This window comes from Pseudomonas sp. FW215-R2 (genome assembly GCF_058789255.1).
Genome location: NZ_JBYTBO010000016.1, coordinates 90900 through 109066 on the forward strand (window position 1 = coordinate 90900; position 18167 = coordinate 109066).

Below are 18167 nucleotides of genomic sequence, written 5' to 3' on the forward strand. Positions count from 1 at the left end.
GACGTGGGAACGATCTGCGTACAATGCGCAAAATTTCACCCGAGAGGATCCATGGCACTCCCCAGCCGCCGCTCACTGTTCCCCTTCCTGACCTGGCTGCCCCGGCAGACCCGCGCCAGCGTCGGGCGGGATCTGGTCGTCGGCCTCAGCGGCGCGATTCTCGCGTTGCCCCAATCGATTGCCTACGCCCTGATCGCCGGTCTCCCACCCGAATACGGCCTCTATGCCGCGATCATCCCGGTACTGATCGCCTGCCTGTGGGGCTCGTCGTGGCATCTGATCTGCGGGCCGACGGCGGCGATTTCGATTGTCCTGTTTGCCAGTGTCAGCCCACTGGCCGTGCCGGCATCGCAGGACTACATCACCCTGATTCTGCTGCTGACCTTCCTCGCGGGGATTTTCCAGTGGTTGCTCGGCCTGTTGCGCTTCGGCGCGCTGGTGAATTTCGTCTCGCACTCGGTGGTGCTGGGTTTCACCCTCGGGGCGGCGGTGGTGATTGCCATCGGCCAGTTGCCGAACCTGCTGGGGCTGGACCTGCCGGCCAAGGCGACGGCGCTGGCCAGCCTGATGGATTTGCTGCGTCATCTCGGGGCTGTGGATAAACCGTCACTGGCCCTCGGTGTCGCCACAGTGGTGATCGGTGCGCTGCTCAAACAATGGCTGCCGCGTTGGCCGACGCTGTTGATGACCTTGGTGCTCGGCAGCCTGGTGGTGTGGCTGTGGCCGGCGATGTTCGGCCATGTTCAGTTGGTCAGCGCTTTTGTCGGGCGTCTGCCGCCGTTCAGCGGGTTGCCGCTGGATATGGATCTGGTCCTGCGCCTGCTGCCCAGCGCCGTGGCGGTGGGTATGCTCGGGTTGGTCACCAGCCTGTCGATTGCCCGCTCGATTGCCGCACGCTCGCAACAGCTGCTCGATGCCAATCAGGAAGTCCGCGCTCAGGGTCTTTCGAACATTGTCGGGGCGTTCTTTTCGGGATCATTGTCCGCCGGCTCGTTCACCCGTTCCGGGCTGAGCTATGAGGCCGGGGCCTGTTCGCCGCTGGCCGGGGTGTTTTCGGCGTTGTGGGTGGCGTTGTTCGCGATTTTCGGTGCCGGGCTGATCGCGCATATTCCGATTCCGGCCATGGCCGGCAGCATTCTGTTGATCGCCTGGGGACTGGTGGATCATCGCGGCATTCGTGCGCTGTTGCGGGTCAGCCGGGCAGAGTTCGTGGTGATGGGCCTGACCTGCGTCGCCACTTTGCTGCTGGAGTTGCAGACGGCGATTTACGCCGGTGTGCTGGCCTCGCTGTTTTTCTACCTCAAGCGCACTTCGCAGCCGAGAGTGCAGCATTGGCGCGATGGCGAAGACGATGTGCTACGGGTCGGCGGCTCGATCTTTTTCGGCGCCAGCCACTACCTGCAAGTGCGCCTGCAACGGATGCACGGCGCGCGCGTGGTGATCGAGGCGCAGCAGATCAACTTCATCGACTATTCAGGTGTGGAAATGCTGCATCAGGAGGCCCGGCGCCTGCTGCGCCAGGATCGCAGCCTGACCTTGCGTCAGGCGCGACCGCAGGTGGTGGAGGAATTGCGCAAACTCGAAGGGCCGGAGAAATGCCCGATCCGCTTCGAGGACTGAAGGTGCCTTACAGCGCCAACTGCCGACGCAATTCAGCCAGAACCGGCGCAGTGTCCGGACGCACTCCGCGCCACAGGAAGAACGCCTCCGCCGCCTGCTCGGCCAGCATGCCCAACCCGTCCATCACCACGCCCGCGCCGTGCTCGCTGGCCCAGCGGCAGAACGCGGTCGGTTCCTTGCCGTACATCATGTCGTAGCACAGGGTCTTGCCCGGTTCGATCAGACTCGCGGCAATCGGCGGCACGTCGCCGGTGAGGCTGGCAGAGGTGGCGTTGATGATCACGTCCACGGGCTCGCGCAGCCAGTCGAAACCGCTGGCCGACACCGGCCCCAGATCACAGAACAGTTCGGCCAGTAGCTCGGCCTTGTCCACCGTGCGGTTGGCGATGATCACCGAGGCCGGTTTCTCCGCCAGCAATGGCTCCAGCGCACCGCGCACCGCGCCGCCCGCACCCAACAGCAGAATGCGTTTGCCGGTGAGGCTGAACCCGGCGTTGACCGTCAGGTCCCGCACCAGTCCGGCACCGTCGGTGTTATCGCCGAGCAGGCTGCCGTCGGCGAGTTTGCTCAAGGTGTTCACCGCACCCGCGCGCTGGGCACGTGCGGTCAGGCTGTTGGCCAGGCGATAGGCGTCTTCCTTGAACGGCACGGTCACGTTGGCGCCGCGACCGTCCTGGAAAAACGCCGTGGCGCAGCCGGAAAAATCGTCCAGCGGTGCCAGCAGGGTGCTGTAGTCGAGGCTTTGCCCGGTCTGCTCGGCGAACAATTTGTGAATCATCGGCGACTTGCTGTGGCCAATCGGGTTACCGAAAACGACGTAACGATCCATCAGTAATCCTCAGGCCTGGGCCAGCCAGTCGCGATCTTGCAGGAAGTAGTCGGTCAGGCGCGCTTCTTCGCTGCCCGGCTCGGCCTTCCAGTCGTAGGCCCAGCGCACTTGCGGCGGCAGCGACATCAGGATCGACTCGGTGCGCCCGCCCGATTGCAGACCGAACAGGGTGCCACGGTCGTAAACCAGGTTGAACTCGACGTAGCGGCCGCGACGGAATTCCTGGAACTCGCGCTGCTTGGCGGTGAACGCATCGTTCTTGCGGCGCTGCACGATCGGCAGGTAAGCGTCGATATATGCATCGCCGATGGCGCGCATGAAGGCGAAGCTGGTGTCGAAGTCCCACTCGTTCAGGTCATCGAAGAACAGACCGCCGATGCCCCGTGGTTCGTGGCGGTGCTTGATGTGGAAATAGGTGTCGCACCAGGCCTTGTAGCGCGGATAGACATCAGGGCCGAACGGCGCGCAGGCCTGCTCGGCAATGCGGTGCCAGTGGATGCAATCTTCTTCATTGCCGTAGTACGGCGTCAGGTCGAAACCGCCACCGAACCACCAGACCGGCTCTTCACCTTCCTTCTCGGCGATGAAAAAGCGCACGTTGGCGTGGGACGTCGGCACATGCGGGTTGTGCGGGTGGATCACCAGCGACACGCCGAGGGCTTCGAAACCGCGGCCGGCCAGTTCTGGTCGATGGGCGCTGGCGGACGGTGGCAGGCCACTGCCGAAGACGTGGGAAAAGTTGACGCCGCCCTTTTCGATCACCGTGCCGTTCTCGATCACCCGGGTGCGACCGCCACCGCCGGCCGGACGGTTCCAGGCGTCTTCGACGAAGCGCGTGCCGCTGTCTTCAGTTTCCAGCGCGGCGCAGATGCGGTCTTGCAGGTCGAGCAGATAGGCCTTTACGGCGTCGGTGCGGGTCGTCATGGCATCACCTTGGATCGGGGCGTAACTGCGCGGCGCCCCGCGCAAATGGGCGCGTAGCATACCATCGCAGGCCGGCACGCCGCAGTTGACGAAGATCAAGCATGGGAGTTCGATAGGGGCCTTTCAGAACATCCCAAGGAGTAGGCAGATGGCCAAGCGAATCCAGTTCCGCGCCCACGGCGGCCCCGAAGTGCTCGAGTATGTTGACTATCAACCTGCCGAGCCCGGCCCGCATCAGGTTCGCGTAAGCAACAAGGCCATCGGCCTGAATTTCATCGACACCTACTACCGCAGCGGTCTGTACGCGCCACCGGCATTGCCGTCGGGTGTGGGCTCGGAAGGCGCAGGCATCGTCGAGGCGGTGGGCAGCGCCGTCACCCGGTTCAAGGTTGGTGACCGTGTGGCTTATGGCAGCGGCCCGCTGGGCGCCTACAGCGACGTGCATGTCTTGCCCGAAGCAAATCTGGTGCACCTGCCGGACGCCATCAGCTTCGAAACCGCTGCCGGCGTGATGCTCAAGGGCCTGACCGTGCAGTACCTGCTGCGTCAGACTTATGAACTGCAGGGCGGCGAAACCATTCTGTTCCACGCAGCGGCCGGCGGCGTCGGTTTGCTGGCCTGCCAATGGGCGAAAGCGCTGGGTGTGAAGCTGATCGGCACCGTCAGCTCGCCAGCGAAAGCCGAACTGGCCAAGGCCCATGGCGCCTGGGCAACCATCGATTACAGCCACGAAAACGTCGCCCAGCGGGTGCTGGAATTGACCGACGGGAAAAAAGTCCCGGTGGTCTACGACGGCGTCGGCAAGGACACCTGGCCGGCCTCGCTGGACAGCGCAGCACCCCGTGGCCTGGTGGTGAGCTTCGGCAACGCATCCGGCGCGGTGGACGGCGTAAACCTGGGGATTCTGGCGGCGAAGGGTTCGTTGTACGTGACCCGGCCAACGCTGGCGACCTACGCCAACAACGCCGAGAACCTGCAACGGATGGCCGATGAGCTGTTCGGGATGATCACCAGCGGCAAGCTGAAAGTGGATATCAGCCAGCGTTACGCACTGGCGGATGCGGCGAAGGCGCAGACCGAGTTGTCGGCGCGGCGCACGACGGGTTCGACTGTTCTGTTGCCATAAAACCGATGGTGGCGGGGAGCAAGCTCCCCGCCACCAGGCTCTTCGGATTTCAGGACGGGCGCACAACCTTGCCGGTCGCCAGATCGCGAATCAGGCTCGGGTTCTTGCGCCCACCGAGCATTCCGCCCAGCACCAGATCGACCTGACCACGGAAATACTGCTCGACCCGCAAGCGACTCTTCGCCGCCGGTCGTCCTTGCGGATTGGCCGAGGTCGAGATCAAAGGCCCGACCAGCGAGCACAAGTCCCGCACTTGAGGATGATCGCTGACCCGCAAAGCTACGGTGTCATGCACCCCGGTCACCCACTCCGGCAACAGGTTCTGGTGCGGCACCAGCCAGGTGTTCGGCCCCGGCCAGGTACTGGCCATGCGATCGATCCAGTCCTGGGGGAAATCCTCGAACAGGAAATCGAACTGACGAATGTTGTCAGCGACCAGGATCAACCCCTTGTCCACCGAACGGTTCTTGATCGCCAACAGGCGATCCACCGCTTCTTCATTCCATGGATCGCACCCCAGCCCCCAGACGGCTTCGGTTGGATAGGCAATCACCGCCCCGGCGCGAATCTCTCGTGCGGCTTGTTGCACACGCCAACTGTTGACCATGAAAAACTCTCCGAAAACAGGTTTTGCGCAGTTTACCGATCTTCAATGTAAAACCTAGCTTACCCGCGCAAACCAGCGGCCGTTTTCGCACACGGCGCGGCCCTCCATCTCCAGTTCGGTCAATGCCGCCAGTACTTTTGGCAACGCCCAGCCACTGCTGTCGGCCAGGCCCTCGCTGGTGTGTGGCGCCGCGTGCAGCAGATGCAGCAACGGATTGTCCGTAGCCGGTGTAGTCGTGGATACCGACAAGTGCTGCCAGCCACGCAGGGCCTCGAGGATGTGCTCGATGGTTTCCACCAGCACCGCACCATCGCGGATCAGTTGATGGCAACCGCGCGCGCCGGGGTGATGGATCGAGCCCGGAATCGCATAGACCTCACGACCCTGTTCCGCCGCCAGTCGCGCGGTGATCAACGAACCGCTGGCCACACTGGCCTCGACCACCAGCACGCCGAGGGATAAACCGCTGATGATCCGGTTGCGCCTGGGGAAGTTGCTCGCTGTCGGTCCGGCGTCCAGTGGAAACTCCGAAATCACCGCACTGCCAGAGGCAATCATCGTGTCCGCCAGCCGCCGATTGCGCTGTGGATAAAATTTTTCCAGGCCGGTGCCCAGCACACCGACGGTTTGCCCGCCGACGTCGAGCGCGGCTTGATGCACGGCGGCATCGATGCCCAACGCCAGGCCACTGGTGATGACGAAACCGGCTCCGGCCAGGCTGCGGGCAAACGCCGTGGCGGTGTCCATGCCCGGACGTGAGGCGCGGCGACTGCCGACCATCGCCAGCTGCGGTTTTTCCAGGGTCAGCGGGTCACCGGCAACAAACAGCAGCGGTGGCGGATCGGCAATCTGCGCCAGCAATGCCGGGTAATCCGGCTGGTCGAGCATCAGCAAATGCTGGCCCGGGCGCTCTAGCCAGGCCAATGCGCGGCTCGCGCCGTCACGCACTTCAGGACAACGGCGAGCGTCGGCGCTCGCCACCGGCAAACCCAGCGAACGCCAGGCACTGGCCGGCGCACTGATGGCCTTGGAGGCGGAGCCGAACGCTTCGAGCAACCGGGCAAAACGTTTCGGGCCGATTTCCGGCAAACGGTGCAGGCGCAAACGCGCTTCCAGTTCCGCAGGGGAAACCGGCGTACAGACAGGCATCATCATGGATCATCCTTGATCGTTATAAGCCCCGAACCTTTCGGAACAAGCTGTGGATAAGTCTGTTGGTAACTTGTGAAGCCAGCTAAGGATTTCGCACCTTGTCCAGCACCGCCAGCGAGCGCGATGCGTTGAGTACAAGGCCGTAACTGAGTTTGTCGTAGGTGCGGAACACCATCAGCAATCCGGCACGTTCATCGGGGATTTTCAACGGCTGGCCGGTGATCCGGTCACGCACGGTTTCCCCTGTTTTCATCACCACCAGCACGTTGCCTTCAGCCAGCCCGTCACGTTTGCCCTTGTTCAGCGTCACCACGTCCATCGCGCCGATCTGCGTCACGCCGCGCGGAACATCGATGATCAGGCCTTTGATGTCGGTGGTGGGCGCGCTGGGCATGAAGGTCGAGTTGATGGAACGCTCTTCGCCGCTGAACAAACGGTCGCCGAGGCGCACTTCCTGGGTCGTGCGTTGCAGGGCGAGGGTGGCGACGTCGCCTTCGGTGGCGACGATCTCACCGCCGCCGATGTCGTCGGCGTTGATCCCCAGGAACTCCTTGCTCTGCGGATCGGTGTAGACCTTGCCCTGGCGGAAGATGCCGTAGACCGGCTGATTCGGATCGAAATGGCCTCGGGCGAAGATCCGGTCGCCGGTGCCGCTGAGCACCCGCTCGGCATCGCCGGCAACGATGTACGGCGCCTTGTCGAAGTCCTCGACCTTGTCGACGATGCGGTTGCTCAGCAGAAAGCTGTTGATGGATTTGAGCGGAATGCTCGGGATCGCTTCGGCCACCGGGCTGCTGCGGATCCGTGGCGACAGCTTGATGGTGCCGCGCGACGCCCCGCGATTGAGGGTCAGGCGGGGCTGGCCGTTGACGTAACTGAGCGTCAGCGTGTCGCCCGGATAGATCAGGTTGGGGTTTTCGATCTGCGGATTGGCCCGCCACAGCTGCGGCCACTGCCAGGGTTCGCGCAAATATTTACCGGAGATGTCCCAGAGCGTATCCCCCGAAACCACCGTGTATTGCTGTGGAAAACCTTCCTTGAGTTGCACTTGCCCGTGCGCGGCGCCGGCCGAGGCCAGAAACAGCAGGGCGAGTAGTGATTTCCTCATGCGGTGAATCCCTTTATTATGTGCGTTCGCGTGAAACGCCAGAGCCCCCGTGGCTCGCTCCCTGCTCTATGCTTAAAAGCAAGGAGCTACGTTTCACAACGGTAGCCTGCATCTTCGGACCCGCCAGGTCATCGACCCGACTTTACCTCACACGTGCAGCAATCAAGCTTATGGCCATTTTGAACATCCTCGAATTTCCGGACCCGCGTCTGCGCACTATCGCCAAACCTGTGGCTGTAGTGGACGACGAAGTGCGTCAGCTGGTCGATGACATGTTTGAAACAATGTATGAAGCGCCGGGCATCGGCCTTGCCGCGACCCAGGTCAACGTGCACAAACGTATCGTCGTGATGGACCTTTCCGAAGACCGCACCGAACCGCGGGTGTTCATCAACCCCGAGTTCGAATCGCTGACCGACGAAATGGAGCAATACCAGGAAGGCTGCCTCTCGGTGCCGGGTTTCTACGAAAACGTCGACCGCCCGCAGAAGGTCAAGATCAAGGCTCTGGATCGTGACGGCAAGCCTTACGAACTGATCGCCGAAGGCCTGCTCGCCGTGTGCATCCAGCACGAATGCGACCACCTCAACGGCAAGTTGTTCGTCGATTACCTGTCCACGCTCAAACGCGACCGGATCAAGAAGAAACTGGAAAAGCAGCACCGCCAGAACGCTTGATGCCCCTCTTCAAAGGCTTGCTGCGGCAAGCCTTTTTCTTTTTATGAGACTCCCCCATGACTGAGCCACTGCGCATCGTTTTTGCCGGCACCCCGGAATTCGCCGCCGAACACCTCAAGGCCCTGCTGGACAGCCCTTACGAGATCGTTGCGGTCTACACCCAACCGGATCGTCCGGCCGGTCGTGGGCAAAAGCTGATGCCGAGCCCGGTCAAACAGCTCGCCCTGGAAAACAATATCCAGGTGTTGCAGCCGCCGACCCTGCGCAACGCTGACGCTCAGGCCGAGCTCGCAGCGCTCAAGCCTGACTTGATGGTGGTGGTCGCCTATGGCCTGATCCTGCCGCAAGTGGTGCTGGATATTCCGCGCCTGGGCTGCATCAACAGCCACGCCTCCCTGCTGCCACGCTGGCGCGGTGCGGCGCCGATCCAGCGTGCCGTCGAAGCAGGCGACGCCGAAAGCGGCGTGACCGTGATGCGCATGGAAGCGGGCCTGGACACCGGACCGATGCTGCTCAAGGTCGTCACCCCGATCAGCGCCGAAGACACCGGCGGCAGCCTCCACGACCGCCTCGCCGAAATGGGCCCGCCAGCCGTCGTGCAAGCGATTGCCGGTCTGGCCGCTGGCACCCTGGAAGGCGAAGTGCAGAACGACGACCTCGCCACCTACGCGCACAAACTGAACAAGGACGAAGCACGCATCGACTGGAGCCGTCCGGCCATCGAGCTGGAACGTCTGGTCCGCGCCTTCAATCCATGGCCGATCACCCATAGCACGCTCAACGGCGAAGCGCTGAAAGTGCTGGCGGCGACACTGGCCGAAGGCAAAGGCGCACCGGGCACCATCCTCGGCGCCAGCAAGGACGGCCTGCTCGTCGCCTGTGGCGAACAGGCGCTGTGCCTGACCCGCCTGCAATTGCCCGGCGGCAAGGCGCTGAACTTCAGCGATCTGTTCAACAGCCGTCGTGAGAAATTCGCCACCGGCACGGTGCTTGGCGCAGCGGTGGACGCGCAATGAACCCGCGTCTGGCCGCCGCCAAGGCACTCGCCGCCGTCCTGAGCGGCAAGGCTTCGCTCAACAGCTCCCTGCCGACGCAACTGGACAAGGTCGAGGATCGCGATCGCGGCTTCACTCAGGACTTGGCGTTCGGCACCGCCCGCTGGCAGCCACGTTTGTCGGCGCTGGCGGAAAAACTTTTGCAGAAGCCGTTCAAGGCTGCCGACGCCGATGTCGAGGCGCTGCTGCTGGTCGGCCTCTATCAGTTGCTCTACACCCGTGTCCCGGCTCACGCCGCCATTGGCGAAACCGTCGGTTGCGCCGACAAGCTGAAAAAGCCTTGGGCCAAAGGTCTGCTCAACGCCGTCCTGCGCAACGCCCAACGCGAACATGAGGCGATCTTCGCCGAACTGGAGCGCGATCCGGTGGTGCGCACCGCCCACCCACGCTGGCTGCAAAAATCCCTGAAGGCCTTCTGGCCTGAACAGTGGGAAGCCATCTGCGAGGCGAACAACGCGCATCCGCCGATGATTCTGCGGGTCAATCGCCGTCATCACAGCCGTGACGCCTACCTCGGTTTGCTGACGGAAGCGGGTATCGCCGCGCAACCGTGCATTTTCAGCCGCGACGGCATCATCCTCGACGCCGCCGCTGACGTGCGCAGCCTGCCGGGTTTCGCCGAGGGCTGGATCAGCGTGCAGGACGAAGCCGCGCAACTGGCCGCCGACCTGCTCGACCTCGCGCCGGGTCAGCGAGTGCTGGACGCCTGCTGTGCACCGGGCGGCAAGACCTGCCACATCCTCGAAGCCGAACCGGCGCTGGCCGGCGTGGTCGCGGTGGACCTGGAAGCCAAGCGTCTGGTGCGGGTGAAGGAAAACCTCGAACGCCTCGGCCTGAACGCCGAACTGATCGCCGCCGACGGTCGCGACACGGCGGCATGGTGGGACGGCAAACCGTTCCAGCGCATCCTGCTCGACGCGCCATGCTCGGCCACCGGGGTGATCCGCCGCCATCCGGACATCAAGCTGACCCGTCAGGCCGACGACATCGCCGCCCTCGCGCAACTGCAAGGCGAGTTGCTCGACGCGATGTGGAAAACCCTCGAAGTGGGCGGCATCCTGCTCTACGCCACCTGCTCGACCTTGCCGACCGAGAACACCGAAGTCATCGGTGCATTCCTTGAGCGCACACCGGGTGCCCGGGAACTGGATCTGGCCACGCTGGCCGGGATCAAGCAGCCCCATGGTCGCCAATTGCTGGCCCAGCAGGGCGGGCATGACGGGTTCTACTACGCCAAGCTGATCAAGATCGCTGCCGCGCGCGGCTAAACGGATTCAATGGAGTGACGGGTTGAAAATCATCATCCTCGGTGCAGGGCAGGTCGGCGGTTCGCTGGCTGAACATCTGGCCAGCGAAGCCAACGACATCACCGTGGTCGACACCGATGGCGACCGTCTGCGCGACCTCGGCGACCGTCTCGATATCCGTACCGTGCAGGGCCGTGGCTCGTTGCCGAACATTCTGCGTCAGGCCGGTGCCGACGACGCCGACATGCTGGTGGCGGTGACCAACAGCGACGAAACCAACATGGTCGCCTGCCAGGTTGCCCACACCCTGTTCCACACCCCGACCAAGATCGCCCGGGTACGCGAAGCCTCGTACCTGACCCGCGAAGAGCAACTGTTCCAGAACGAGGCGATCCCGGTCGACGTGCTGATCAGCCCCGAGCAAGTGGTCACCAACTACATCAAGCGTCTGATCCAGCATCCCGGCGCCTTGCAGGTGATCGACTTCGCCGAGGGCCAGGCACAACTGGTGGCGGTGCGTGCCTATTACGGCGGGCCGCTGGTGGGCCAGCAACTGCGCCAGCTGCGCGAACACATGCCAAATGTGGAAACGCGGGTAGCGGCAATCTTCCGCCGTGACCGTCCGATTCTTCCTCAGGGCGACACGGTGATCGAGGCCGACGACGAAGTCTTCTTCATCGCCGCCCGTGAGAACATTCGCGCCGTGATGAGCGAAATGCGCCGCCTCGACGAAACCTACAAGCGCATCGTCATTGCCGGCGGCGGGCAGATCGGTGAGCGGCTGGCCGAGGCCATCGAAAGCCGTTACCAGGTGAAGATCATCGAGATGAACCCGGCGCGCTGCCGTTATCTCTCCGATACCCTCGACAGCACCGTGGTGTTGCAGGGCAGCGCTTCAGATCGCGACCTGCTGCTGGAAGAGAACATCGCCGACGCGGACATCTTCCTCGCCCTGACCAACGATGACGAAGCCAACATCATGTCGTCGCTGCTGGCCAAGCGTCTGGGCGCGAAGAAGGTGATGACGATCATCAACAACCCGGCCTACGTCGACTTGATCCAGGGCGGTGACATCGACATCGCCATCAGCCCACAACTGGCGACCATCGGCACCTTGCTGGCCCACGTGCGGCGCGGCGATATCGTCAGCGTGCACTCCTTGCGCCGGGGCGCGGCGGAAGCCATTGAAGCGGTGGCCCATGGTGATTCGAAGTCGAGCAAGGTCATCGGCAAGGCCATCGAAAACATTGCCCTGCCGCCGGGGACCACCATCGGCGCGATCATCCGCGATGAAGAAGTGATCATCGCCCATGACGACACAGTGATTGCCGCGGGCGACCATGTGATTCTGTTCCTTGTGGATAAAAAGCACATTCGCGACGTGGAGAAGCTGTTCCACGTGGGATTGAGCTTCTTCTGACCGACCAAGAGGCGAGACCGATGATCGAATCCCTGGAAAAAATGCTCGCCAAGGGTGTGGATAACTCGCTGCTGCGCTTCGGCCTGGGCAAGGGTTATCTGGATCTGGGAGAGAACGCGAAGGCGGCCGAGCATTTCCAGCGTTGCGTCGGCTTCGATCCGAAATACTCGGCAGCATGGAAACTGTTGGGCAAGGCGCAGTTGGCGCTGGGTGATCTGGCGGCTGCACGCCAAGCGTGGGAGCAGGGGCTGGAAGCGGCCCGGGCCCATGGCGACAAGCAGGCGGAGAAGGAAATGATGGTGTTTCTGAAGAAGCTGGATCGGCAAAAGCCGTGACGGCTGTGGATAACCCGTTTTGTCAGGTTATCCACAATTGCACATCGCCGATCAGTACCAACGCGCCTCGCCCGGCGGACGCTTCTTGAAGCGTTTCATGCTCCACATGTACTGGCTCGGATAAGCCGCCACATAACGCTCGACCACCTGACTCATCGCTGCGCAGGACGTTTCGGTGTCGGTGCTGTACATCGCTTCCGGCGCGGCTTCCAGAATCACCTTGTAGCCAGAACCGTCCGGCAGACGCAGGGCATGCAGGAACACCCCGACGGCCTTGCCACCGGCGAGCATGTTCGGCACGAACTTGCTGGTCAGGGCCTGGGTGGCGAAGAACGGCACGAAGATCCCGGCGGATTCGGCCGGCTCCGGGTCCGCCGGAATCCCCACCTGACCGCCCTTGCGCACTTCCTTGATGACGCTGAGGATGCCTTCCTTGGTCGACGCCGCCACGCGGTTGCCCAACTGCACCCGCTGCTTGCGCAGCAATTCATCCACAGCCTTGAGCTTCGGCGGACGATAGAAAATGATCGGTTTGCACTGGCTGCAATAGAAGTGGTTGAGCACTTCCCAATTGCCCAGGTGGCTGGTGATGCCGACCACGCCTTTGCCCGACGCCAGCGCATCCTTGAGGATGTCGAGGCCTTCTACTTCGCGCACCAGGTCGATGGAACGCTGGGCCGGCCAGATCCAGGCGCAGGCGCTTTCGGTCAGGGACTTGCCGATGTCTTTCAGGCTCTGGCCGACCAGACGCTCACGTTCGGCCGGATCCATCTGTGGAAAACATTTGGCGAGGTTGATCCGCACCACATCGCGGGAACGGTTGGGGGTTTTCCACATGATCCAGCCGATCGCCGAACCCACGGCCTGCACGGCCCGCCACGGAAGCAGGGCAAACAGCCGCAGAGCGCCAACCAGCATGGCGCCTTTAAACTTTTCCACAGGTCACTCCTGATCTTGTGCTGTGCGCGAGGCGGCCATTCTAACCGGCGTTGACGAGCTGCGCGTAGCGGTCGCAGTCCTGAGTGTGATCCATGACCATGCCGGAGGCCTGCATCAGCGCATAGCAAATGGTCGGACCGACGAAGGTGAAACCGGCCTTTTTCAGGCCTTTGCTCATGGCCACGGCTTGCGGGGTGATGGCCGGGACTTCGCTGCGATCCTTGAAATGATTGATCACCGGCCGGTTATCCACAAACGACCAGAGGAAGGCCACCGGGTCTTCCAGCGCCAGCCAGGCCTGGGCATTGCGCCGGGCGGCATTGAGCTTGAGGCGGTTGCGGATTATCCCCGGATCGAGCATCAATTCATCGATTTCTGCGTCGCTCATCTGCGCCACGCGCTGTACGTCGAAGCCGAACAACACCTCGCGATACCGCTCGCGTTTACGCAGCACGGTGATCCACGAAAGCCCGGCCTGGAACCCTTCGAGCAAAAGCAACTCGAACAATCCCTGCGCATCGCGTAGCGGCGTGCCCCACTCCTGATCGTGGTAAGCCATGTACAGCGGATCTTCGTTGCACCAAAAGCAGCGTGGCATAAGGCTCCAGGGGTGGAGGTGCGACTGAATCGGGTATACTCCCGCTCTTTAAATCGCAGCCCAAGAAACAGGTGAATTTCGTGAGCCAGCCTACGCCAGCCGTGCGTACCTTCCAAGACTTGATCCTCGCGCTCCAGCAATACTGGGCCGAGCAAGGTTGTGTGGTACTTCAGCCCTACGATATGGAAGTAGGCGCCGGCACTTTCCACACCGCGACATTCCTGCGTGCCATCGGCCCGGAAACCTGGAACGCCGCTTACGTACAGCCAAGCCGCCGTCCGACTGACGGCCGTTACGGCGAAAACCCGAACCGTCTGCAGCACTACTACCAGTTCCAGGTAGTCCTGAAGCCGAACCCGGACAACTTCCAGGAACTGTACCTGGGCTCCCTCAAGCATGTCGGCCTGGACCCGCTGGTCCACGACATCCGCTTCGTCGAAGACAACTGGGAATCGCCGACCCTCGGCGCCTGGGGTCTGGGCTGGGAAGTCTGGCTGAACGGCATGGAAGTGACCCAGTTCACTTACTTCCAGCAGGCGGGCGGCATCGAGTGCTACCCGGTGACCGGCGAGATCACCTACGGTCTCGAGCGTCTGGCCATGTACCTGCAAGGCGTGGACTCGGTCTACGACCTGGTCTGGGCTGACGGTCCGTTCGGCAAAGTGACCTACGGCGACGTGTTCCACCAGAACGAAGTAGAGCAATCCACCTACAACTTCGAACACGCCAACGTCGACAAGCTGTTCGAACTGTTCGACTTCTATGAAAGCGAAGCCAAGCGTCTGATCGAACTCGACCAGCCGCTGCCGTTGCCGAGCTATGAAATGGTCCTGAAGGCCTCGCACACCTTCAACCTGCTGGATGCGCGCCGGGCGATCTCGGTAACTGCGCGTCAGCAATACATTCTGCGCGTACGCACCCTGGCGCGTTCCGTCGCCCAAGCCTACCTGCTGGCTCGCGCCAAGCTGGGCTTCCCGATGGCAACCCCCGACCTGCGTGACGAAGTACTGGCCAAGCTGGAGGCTGCACAATGAGTGCTCAAGATTTTCTGGTTGAACTGGGCACCGAAGAACTGCCACCCAAAGCCCTGAACACCCTGGCCGAAGCGTTCCTGGCCGGTATCGACAAGGGCCTGCAAGCCGCCGGCCTGAGCTACGAGACCAAGACTGTCTACGCCGCGCCGCGTCGTCTGGCTGTGCTGATCACCGCGCTGGCCACCCAGCAGCCGGATCGCAGCATCAACCTCGACGGCCCGCCACGTCAGGCCGCGTTCGATGCCGAAGGCAACCCGACTCAAGCAGCACTGGGTTTTGCCAAGAAGTGCGGCGTCGAGCTGAGCGAAATCGACCAGAGCGGTCCGAAACTGCGCTACAGCCAGAACATCGCCGGCAAACCGACCGCCAGCCTGCTGCCGACCATCGTCGAAGACTCGCTGAACGACCTGCCGATCCCGAAACGCATGCGTTGGGGTGCGCGCAAGGAAGAGTTCGTGCGTCCGACCCAGTGGCTGGTCATGCTGCTCGGCGACCAGGTCATCGACTGCACGATCCTCGCGCAGAAGGCTGGCCGTGAATCCCGTGGCCACCGTTTCCACCACCCGGAAAACGTGCGCATCGGTTCGCCGTCGAGCTACCTGGCCGACCTGCGCGCCGCTTACGTGCTGGCCGACGCCAACGAGCGTCGCGAGATCATCAGCAAGCGCACCGAAGAGCTGGCGACCCGTCAGGAAGGCACCGCGATCGTGCCGCCGGCGCTGCTCGACGAAGTGACCGCGCTGGTCGAGTGGCCGGTGCCGCTGGTGTGCTCGTTCGAGGAACGTTTCCTCGACGTGCCGCAGGAAGCGCTGATCACCACCATGCAGGACAACCAGAAGTACTTCTGCCTGCTGGATGCCGACGGCAAGTTGCTGCCACGTTTCATTACCGTGGCCAACATTGAATCCAAAGACCCGCAGCAGATCGTCGCCGGTAACGAGAAAGTGGTTCGCCCACGTCTGACCGACGCCGAGTTTTTCTTCAAGCAGGACAAGAAGCAGAAGCTCGAAGCGTTCAACGATCGCCTGCAGAACGTGGTGTTCCAGGAAAAACTCGGCAGCGTCTACGACAAGGCCGAGCGCGTTTCGAAACTGGCCGCGTACATCGCCGCACGCATCGGCGGCAACGCTTCGTGGGCTGCCCGTGCAGGTTTGCTGTCCAAGTGCGACCTGGCCACCGAAATGGTCGGCGAGTTCCCGGAGATGCAAGGTGTCGCCGGCTACTACTACGCCCTCAATGACGGCGAGCCGGAAGACGTCGCCCTGGCGCTGAACGAGCAGTACATGCCACGTGGTGCCGGCGCTGAACTGCCTGCCACCCTGACCGGTGCGGCCGTGGCCATCGCCGACAAGCTCGACACCCTGGTCGGCATCTTCGGCATCGGCATGCTGCCGACCGGCAGCAAAGACCCGTATGCCCTGCGCCGTGCGGCACTGGGTGTGCTGCGGATCCTGATCGAGAAACAACTGGATCTGGACCTGAACGACGCCGTGGCGTTCGCCGTGAATGCGTTCGGTGCCAAGGTCAAGGCTGCCGGCCTGAACGACGCGGTGCTGGAATTCATCTTCGACCGTCTGCGTGCACGTTACGAAGACGAAGGCGTGGATGTCGCCACCTACCTGTCGGTACGTGCCCTGAAGCCGGGTTCGGCGCTGGACTTCGACCAGCGTGTGCAAGCGGTTCAGGCCTTCCGCAAACTGCCGGAAGCGGCGGCGCTGGCGGCGGTGAACAAGCGTGTGTCGAACCTGCTGAGCAAAGTGGAAGGCTCCGTGCCGACCGACGTTCAGGCCAAGTACTTTGACAACGCCAACGAGTTCTCGCTGTACTCGGCGATCCAGCAAGCGGACCAGGCTGTACAGCCAATGGCCGCGGCGCGCCAGTACAACGAATCGCTGGCGCGTCTGGCTGCCCTGCGCGAGCCGGTCGACGCGTTCTTCGACGCGGTGATGGTGAATGCCGAAGACGCCAATGTGCGGGCCAACCGTTACGCGCTGCTGGCGCGTCTGCGTGGCCTGTTCCTGGGCGTTGCCGACATTTCGCTGCTGGGTTGAGGGATTGCTGTTGAAACTGCTGATTCTCGATCGGGACGGAGTGATCAATTACGACTCCGACGCTTACATCAAGTCGGTGGAGGAGTGGATTCCGCTGCCCGGCTCGATCGAAGCGATTGCGCAGTTGAGCAAGGCCGGCTGGACGGTGGCGGTCGCCACCAACCAGTCGGGCATTGCTCGCGGCTACTACGACCTCGCCACCCTCGATGCCATGCACGCGCGCCTGCGCGAACTGGTGGCGGAGCAGGGCGGTGAAGTCGGGCTGATCGTGTATTGCCCGCATGGGCCGGACGAGGGTTGCGATTGCCGCAAGCCGAAACCGGGAATGTTGAAAACCATCGCGCAGCACTACAACGTGGCGCTGACGAATGTCTGGTTCGTCGGCGACAGCCTTGGTGACCTGGAGGCTGCCAAAGCCGTCGATTCACAGCCCGTTTTGGTAAAGACCGGGAAAGGCGAAAAGACTCAGGCCAAGACCTTGCCGGTCGGCACCCTGATTTTTGACGATCTGGCGGCGATTGCCGCAGAACTTATCCACAACTAGAGTACTTCTGAAGTTCCTGACCAGGGATTGATCGGGAGTGCGCTTGAACAGTCGGGCATCGCCCGTAACGGTAAACGTCGCCATGTCGATACTGCAGGCCATCAGAATCTTCCTCTTTTACCTGCTGCTGGGCACCACGTCCCTGCTGTGGTGCAGCCTGAGCTTTTTTATCGCGCCCTTTCTGCCGTTCAAGGCGCGTTATCGTTTCATCAACGTGTACTGGTGCCGTTGCGCCTTGTGGTTGACCAAGGTATTCCTCGGTATCCGTTACGAAGTCAAAGGTGCGGAAAACGTGCCTGACCGGCCCTGCGTGATTCAATCGAACCACCAGAGCACCTGGGAGACATTCTTTCTCTCCGCTTATTTCTCGCCCTTGAGCCAGGTGCTCAAGCGCGAATTGCTGTACGTGCCATTCTTCGGCTGGGCCATGGCCATGCTGCGGCCGATCGCGATTGATCGCGACAACCCGAAAGCTGCGCTCAAGCAGGTCGCGGCAAAGGGTGACGAGCTGCTCAAGGACAATGTCTGGGTGCTGATCTTCCCTGAAGGCACTCGCGTTCCCCACGGCACCATCGGCAAGTTCTCCCGCAGTGGCAGCGCATTGGCGGTGAATGCGGCGCTTCCGGTGCTGCCGATTGCGCACAATGCCGGCAAGTTCTGGCCGAAAATCGGTTGGGGTAAAAAACCGGGTGTGATCACTGTGGTTATCGGTGAGCCGATGTACGCCGAAGGCACTGGCCCACGCGCCATCGCCGATTTGAACGACCGTGTGCAAGCGTGGAACGAGCAGGCGCAACGGGAAATGGGCTCGCTGCCACCGGCTCCGCAGGCACCTGCTGCCAACGATCAGGTGGTTGTCTGAGATTTTGTGGATAACCTGTGTACGGATTGTTGGAAAAGC

The 18167-nt window shown here is 62.5% G+C and carries 18 protein-coding genes; 11 read left to right on the top strand and 7 right to left on the bottom strand.

Annotated elements, in window-relative coordinates:
- Positions 1 to 51: 51 nt before the first annotated feature.
- Positions 52 to 1620: a SulP family inorganic anion transporter gene (locus AC3WRD_RS21320; RefSeq protein ID WP_096822397.1), complete on the top strand. Its 1569-nt coding sequence runs from the start codon at positions 52 to 54 to the stop codon at positions 1618 to 1620.
- Positions 1621 to 1627: 7 nt separating this feature from the next.
- Here AC3WRD_RS21320 and aroE read toward each other — a convergent pair whose 3' ends face one another.
- Together aroE and hemF are read right to left on the bottom strand one after the other, a co-directional pair.
- Positions 1628 to 2449: a shikimate dehydrogenase gene (gene aroE, locus AC3WRD_RS21325; protein WP_102621178.1), complete on the bottom strand. Its 822-nt coding sequence runs from the start codon at positions 2447 to 2449 to the stop codon at positions 1628 to 1630.
- A gap of 9 nt (positions 2450 to 2458) precedes the next feature.
- Entirely contained in the window at positions 2459 to 3373 is a 915-nt protein-coding gene (gene hemF, locus AC3WRD_RS21330; protein WP_102621190.1) for an oxygen-dependent coproporphyrinogen oxidase, read from the bottom strand.
- A 148-nt stretch (positions 3374 to 3521) separates the two neighbouring features.
- Here hemF and AC3WRD_RS21335 point away from each other — a divergent pair, with 148 nt between their 5' ends.
- Positions 3522 to 4499, top strand: coding sequence for an NADPH:quinone reductase (locus AC3WRD_RS21335; protein ID WP_102621179.1), 978 nt, complete (start codon positions 3522 to 3524; stop codon positions 4497 to 4499).
- A gap of 49 nt (positions 4500 to 4548) precedes the next feature.
- Here AC3WRD_RS21335 and tsaC read toward each other — a convergent pair whose 3' ends face one another.
- From tsaC to AC3WRD_RS21350, 3 genes are all read right to left on the bottom strand, one after another.
- The gene (gene tsaC, locus AC3WRD_RS21340; protein WP_096822394.1) at positions 4549 to 5106 is read right to left on the bottom strand and encodes an L-threonylcarbamoyladenylate synthase type 1 TsaC; all 558 of its coding nucleotides are present in this window, start codon (positions 5104 to 5106) and stop codon (positions 4549 to 4551) included.
- A 54-nt stretch (positions 5107 to 5160) separates the two neighbouring features.
- Positions 5161 to 6261 (bottom strand): DNA-processing protein DprA, encoded by a 1101-nt coding sequence (gene dprA, locus AC3WRD_RS21345; RefSeq protein ID WP_102621180.1) that lies wholly within the window; start codon positions 6259 to 6261, stop codon positions 5161 to 5163.
- A 79-nt stretch (positions 6262 to 6340) separates the two neighbouring features.
- The gene (locus AC3WRD_RS21350) at positions 6341 to 7366 is read right to left on the bottom strand and encodes a LysM peptidoglycan-binding domain-containing protein (protein ID WP_102621181.1); all 1026 of its coding nucleotides are present in this window, start codon (positions 7364 to 7366) and stop codon (positions 6341 to 6343) included.
- Positions 7367 to 7536: 170 nt separating this feature from the next.
- Here AC3WRD_RS21350 and def point away from each other — a divergent pair, with 170 nt between their 5' ends.
- Genes def through AC3WRD_RS21375 form a run of 5 tightly spaced genes read left to right on the top strand, consistent with a single transcriptional unit; the run spans position 7537 to position 12100 of the window.
- Positions 7537 to 8043, top strand: a complete 507-nt coding sequence (gene def / locus AC3WRD_RS21355; RefSeq protein WP_007954104.1) for a peptide deformylase — start codon at positions 7537 to 7539, stop codon at positions 8041 to 8043.
- Positions 8044 to 8099: 56 nt separating this feature from the next.
- Entirely contained in the window at positions 8100 to 9059 is a 960-nt protein-coding gene (gene fmt, locus AC3WRD_RS21360; protein WP_096822391.1) for a methionyl-tRNA formyltransferase, read from the top strand.
- A complete protein-coding gene (rsmB, locus tag AC3WRD_RS21365) occupies positions 9056 to 10366 on the top strand; it encodes a 16S rRNA (cytosine(967)-C(5))-methyltransferase RsmB (RefSeq protein ID WP_102621182.1) in 1311 nt (436 codons plus the stop codon). The genes fmt and rsmB overlap by 4 nt, the downstream gene beginning before the upstream one ends.
- Positions 10367 to 10388: 22 nt before the next feature.
- Positions 10389 to 11765 carry a Trk system potassium transporter TrkA gene (gene trkA, locus AC3WRD_RS21370; RefSeq protein ID WP_007954108.1) on the top strand — a complete coding sequence of 459 codons (1377 nt, stop codon included), beginning with the start codon at positions 10389 to 10391 and terminating at the stop codon, positions 11763 to 11765.
- 20 nt (positions 11766 to 11785) lie between these two features.
- Entirely contained in the window at positions 11786 to 12100 is a 315-nt protein-coding gene (locus tag AC3WRD_RS21375) for a tetratricopeptide repeat protein (RefSeq protein ID WP_096822389.1), read from the top strand.
- Positions 12101 to 12151: 51 nt separating this feature from the next.
- On the opposite strand, the gene AC3WRD_RS21380 is transcribed toward AC3WRD_RS21375, so the two are convergent.
- Both AC3WRD_RS21380 and tag read right to left on the bottom strand, forming a co-directional pair.
- The gene (locus AC3WRD_RS21380) at positions 12152 to 13039 is read right to left on the bottom strand and encodes a lysophospholipid acyltransferase (protein ID WP_085713088.1); all 888 of its coding nucleotides are present in this window, start codon (positions 13037 to 13039) and stop codon (positions 12152 to 12154) included.
- Between the two features lie 40 nt (positions 13040 to 13079).
- Positions 13080 to 13637: a DNA-3-methyladenine glycosylase I gene (tag, locus tag AC3WRD_RS21385; protein ID WP_007954111.1), complete on the bottom strand. Its 558-nt coding sequence runs from the start codon at positions 13635 to 13637 to the stop codon at positions 13080 to 13082.
- An 80-nt stretch (positions 13638 to 13717) separates the two neighbouring features.
- On the opposite strand from tag, the gene glyQ reads away from it, so the two are divergent.
- The 4 genes from glyQ (at position 13718) to AC3WRD_RS21405 (ending at position 18128) form a co-directional block, all read left to right on the top strand.
- Positions 13718 to 14671 carry a glycine--tRNA ligase subunit alpha gene (glyQ, locus tag AC3WRD_RS21390; RefSeq protein ID WP_003187265.1) on the top strand — a complete coding sequence of 318 codons (954 nt, stop codon included), beginning with the start codon at positions 13718 to 13720 and terminating at the stop codon, positions 14669 to 14671.
- The gene (gene glyS / locus AC3WRD_RS21395) at positions 14668 to 16722 is read left to right on the top strand and encodes a glycine--tRNA ligase subunit beta (protein ID WP_096822388.1); all 2055 of its coding nucleotides are present in this window, start codon (positions 14668 to 14670) and stop codon (positions 16720 to 16722) included. Before glyQ ends, glyS begins: the two co-directional genes overlap by 4 nt.
- Positions 16723 to 16726: 4 nt before the next feature.
- Positions 16727 to 17266, top strand: a complete 540-nt coding sequence (gene gmhB, locus AC3WRD_RS21400; RefSeq protein ID WP_164872121.1) for a D-glycero-beta-D-manno-heptose 1,7-bisphosphate 7-phosphatase — start codon at positions 16727 to 16729, stop codon at positions 17264 to 17266.
- A gap of 82 nt (positions 17267 to 17348) precedes the next feature.
- The gene (locus tag AC3WRD_RS21405; protein WP_102621183.1) at positions 17349 to 18128 is read left to right on the top strand and encodes a lysophospholipid acyltransferase family protein; all 780 of its coding nucleotides are present in this window, start codon (positions 17349 to 17351) and stop codon (positions 18126 to 18128) included.
- Positions 18129 to 18167: the final 39 nt, after the last annotated feature.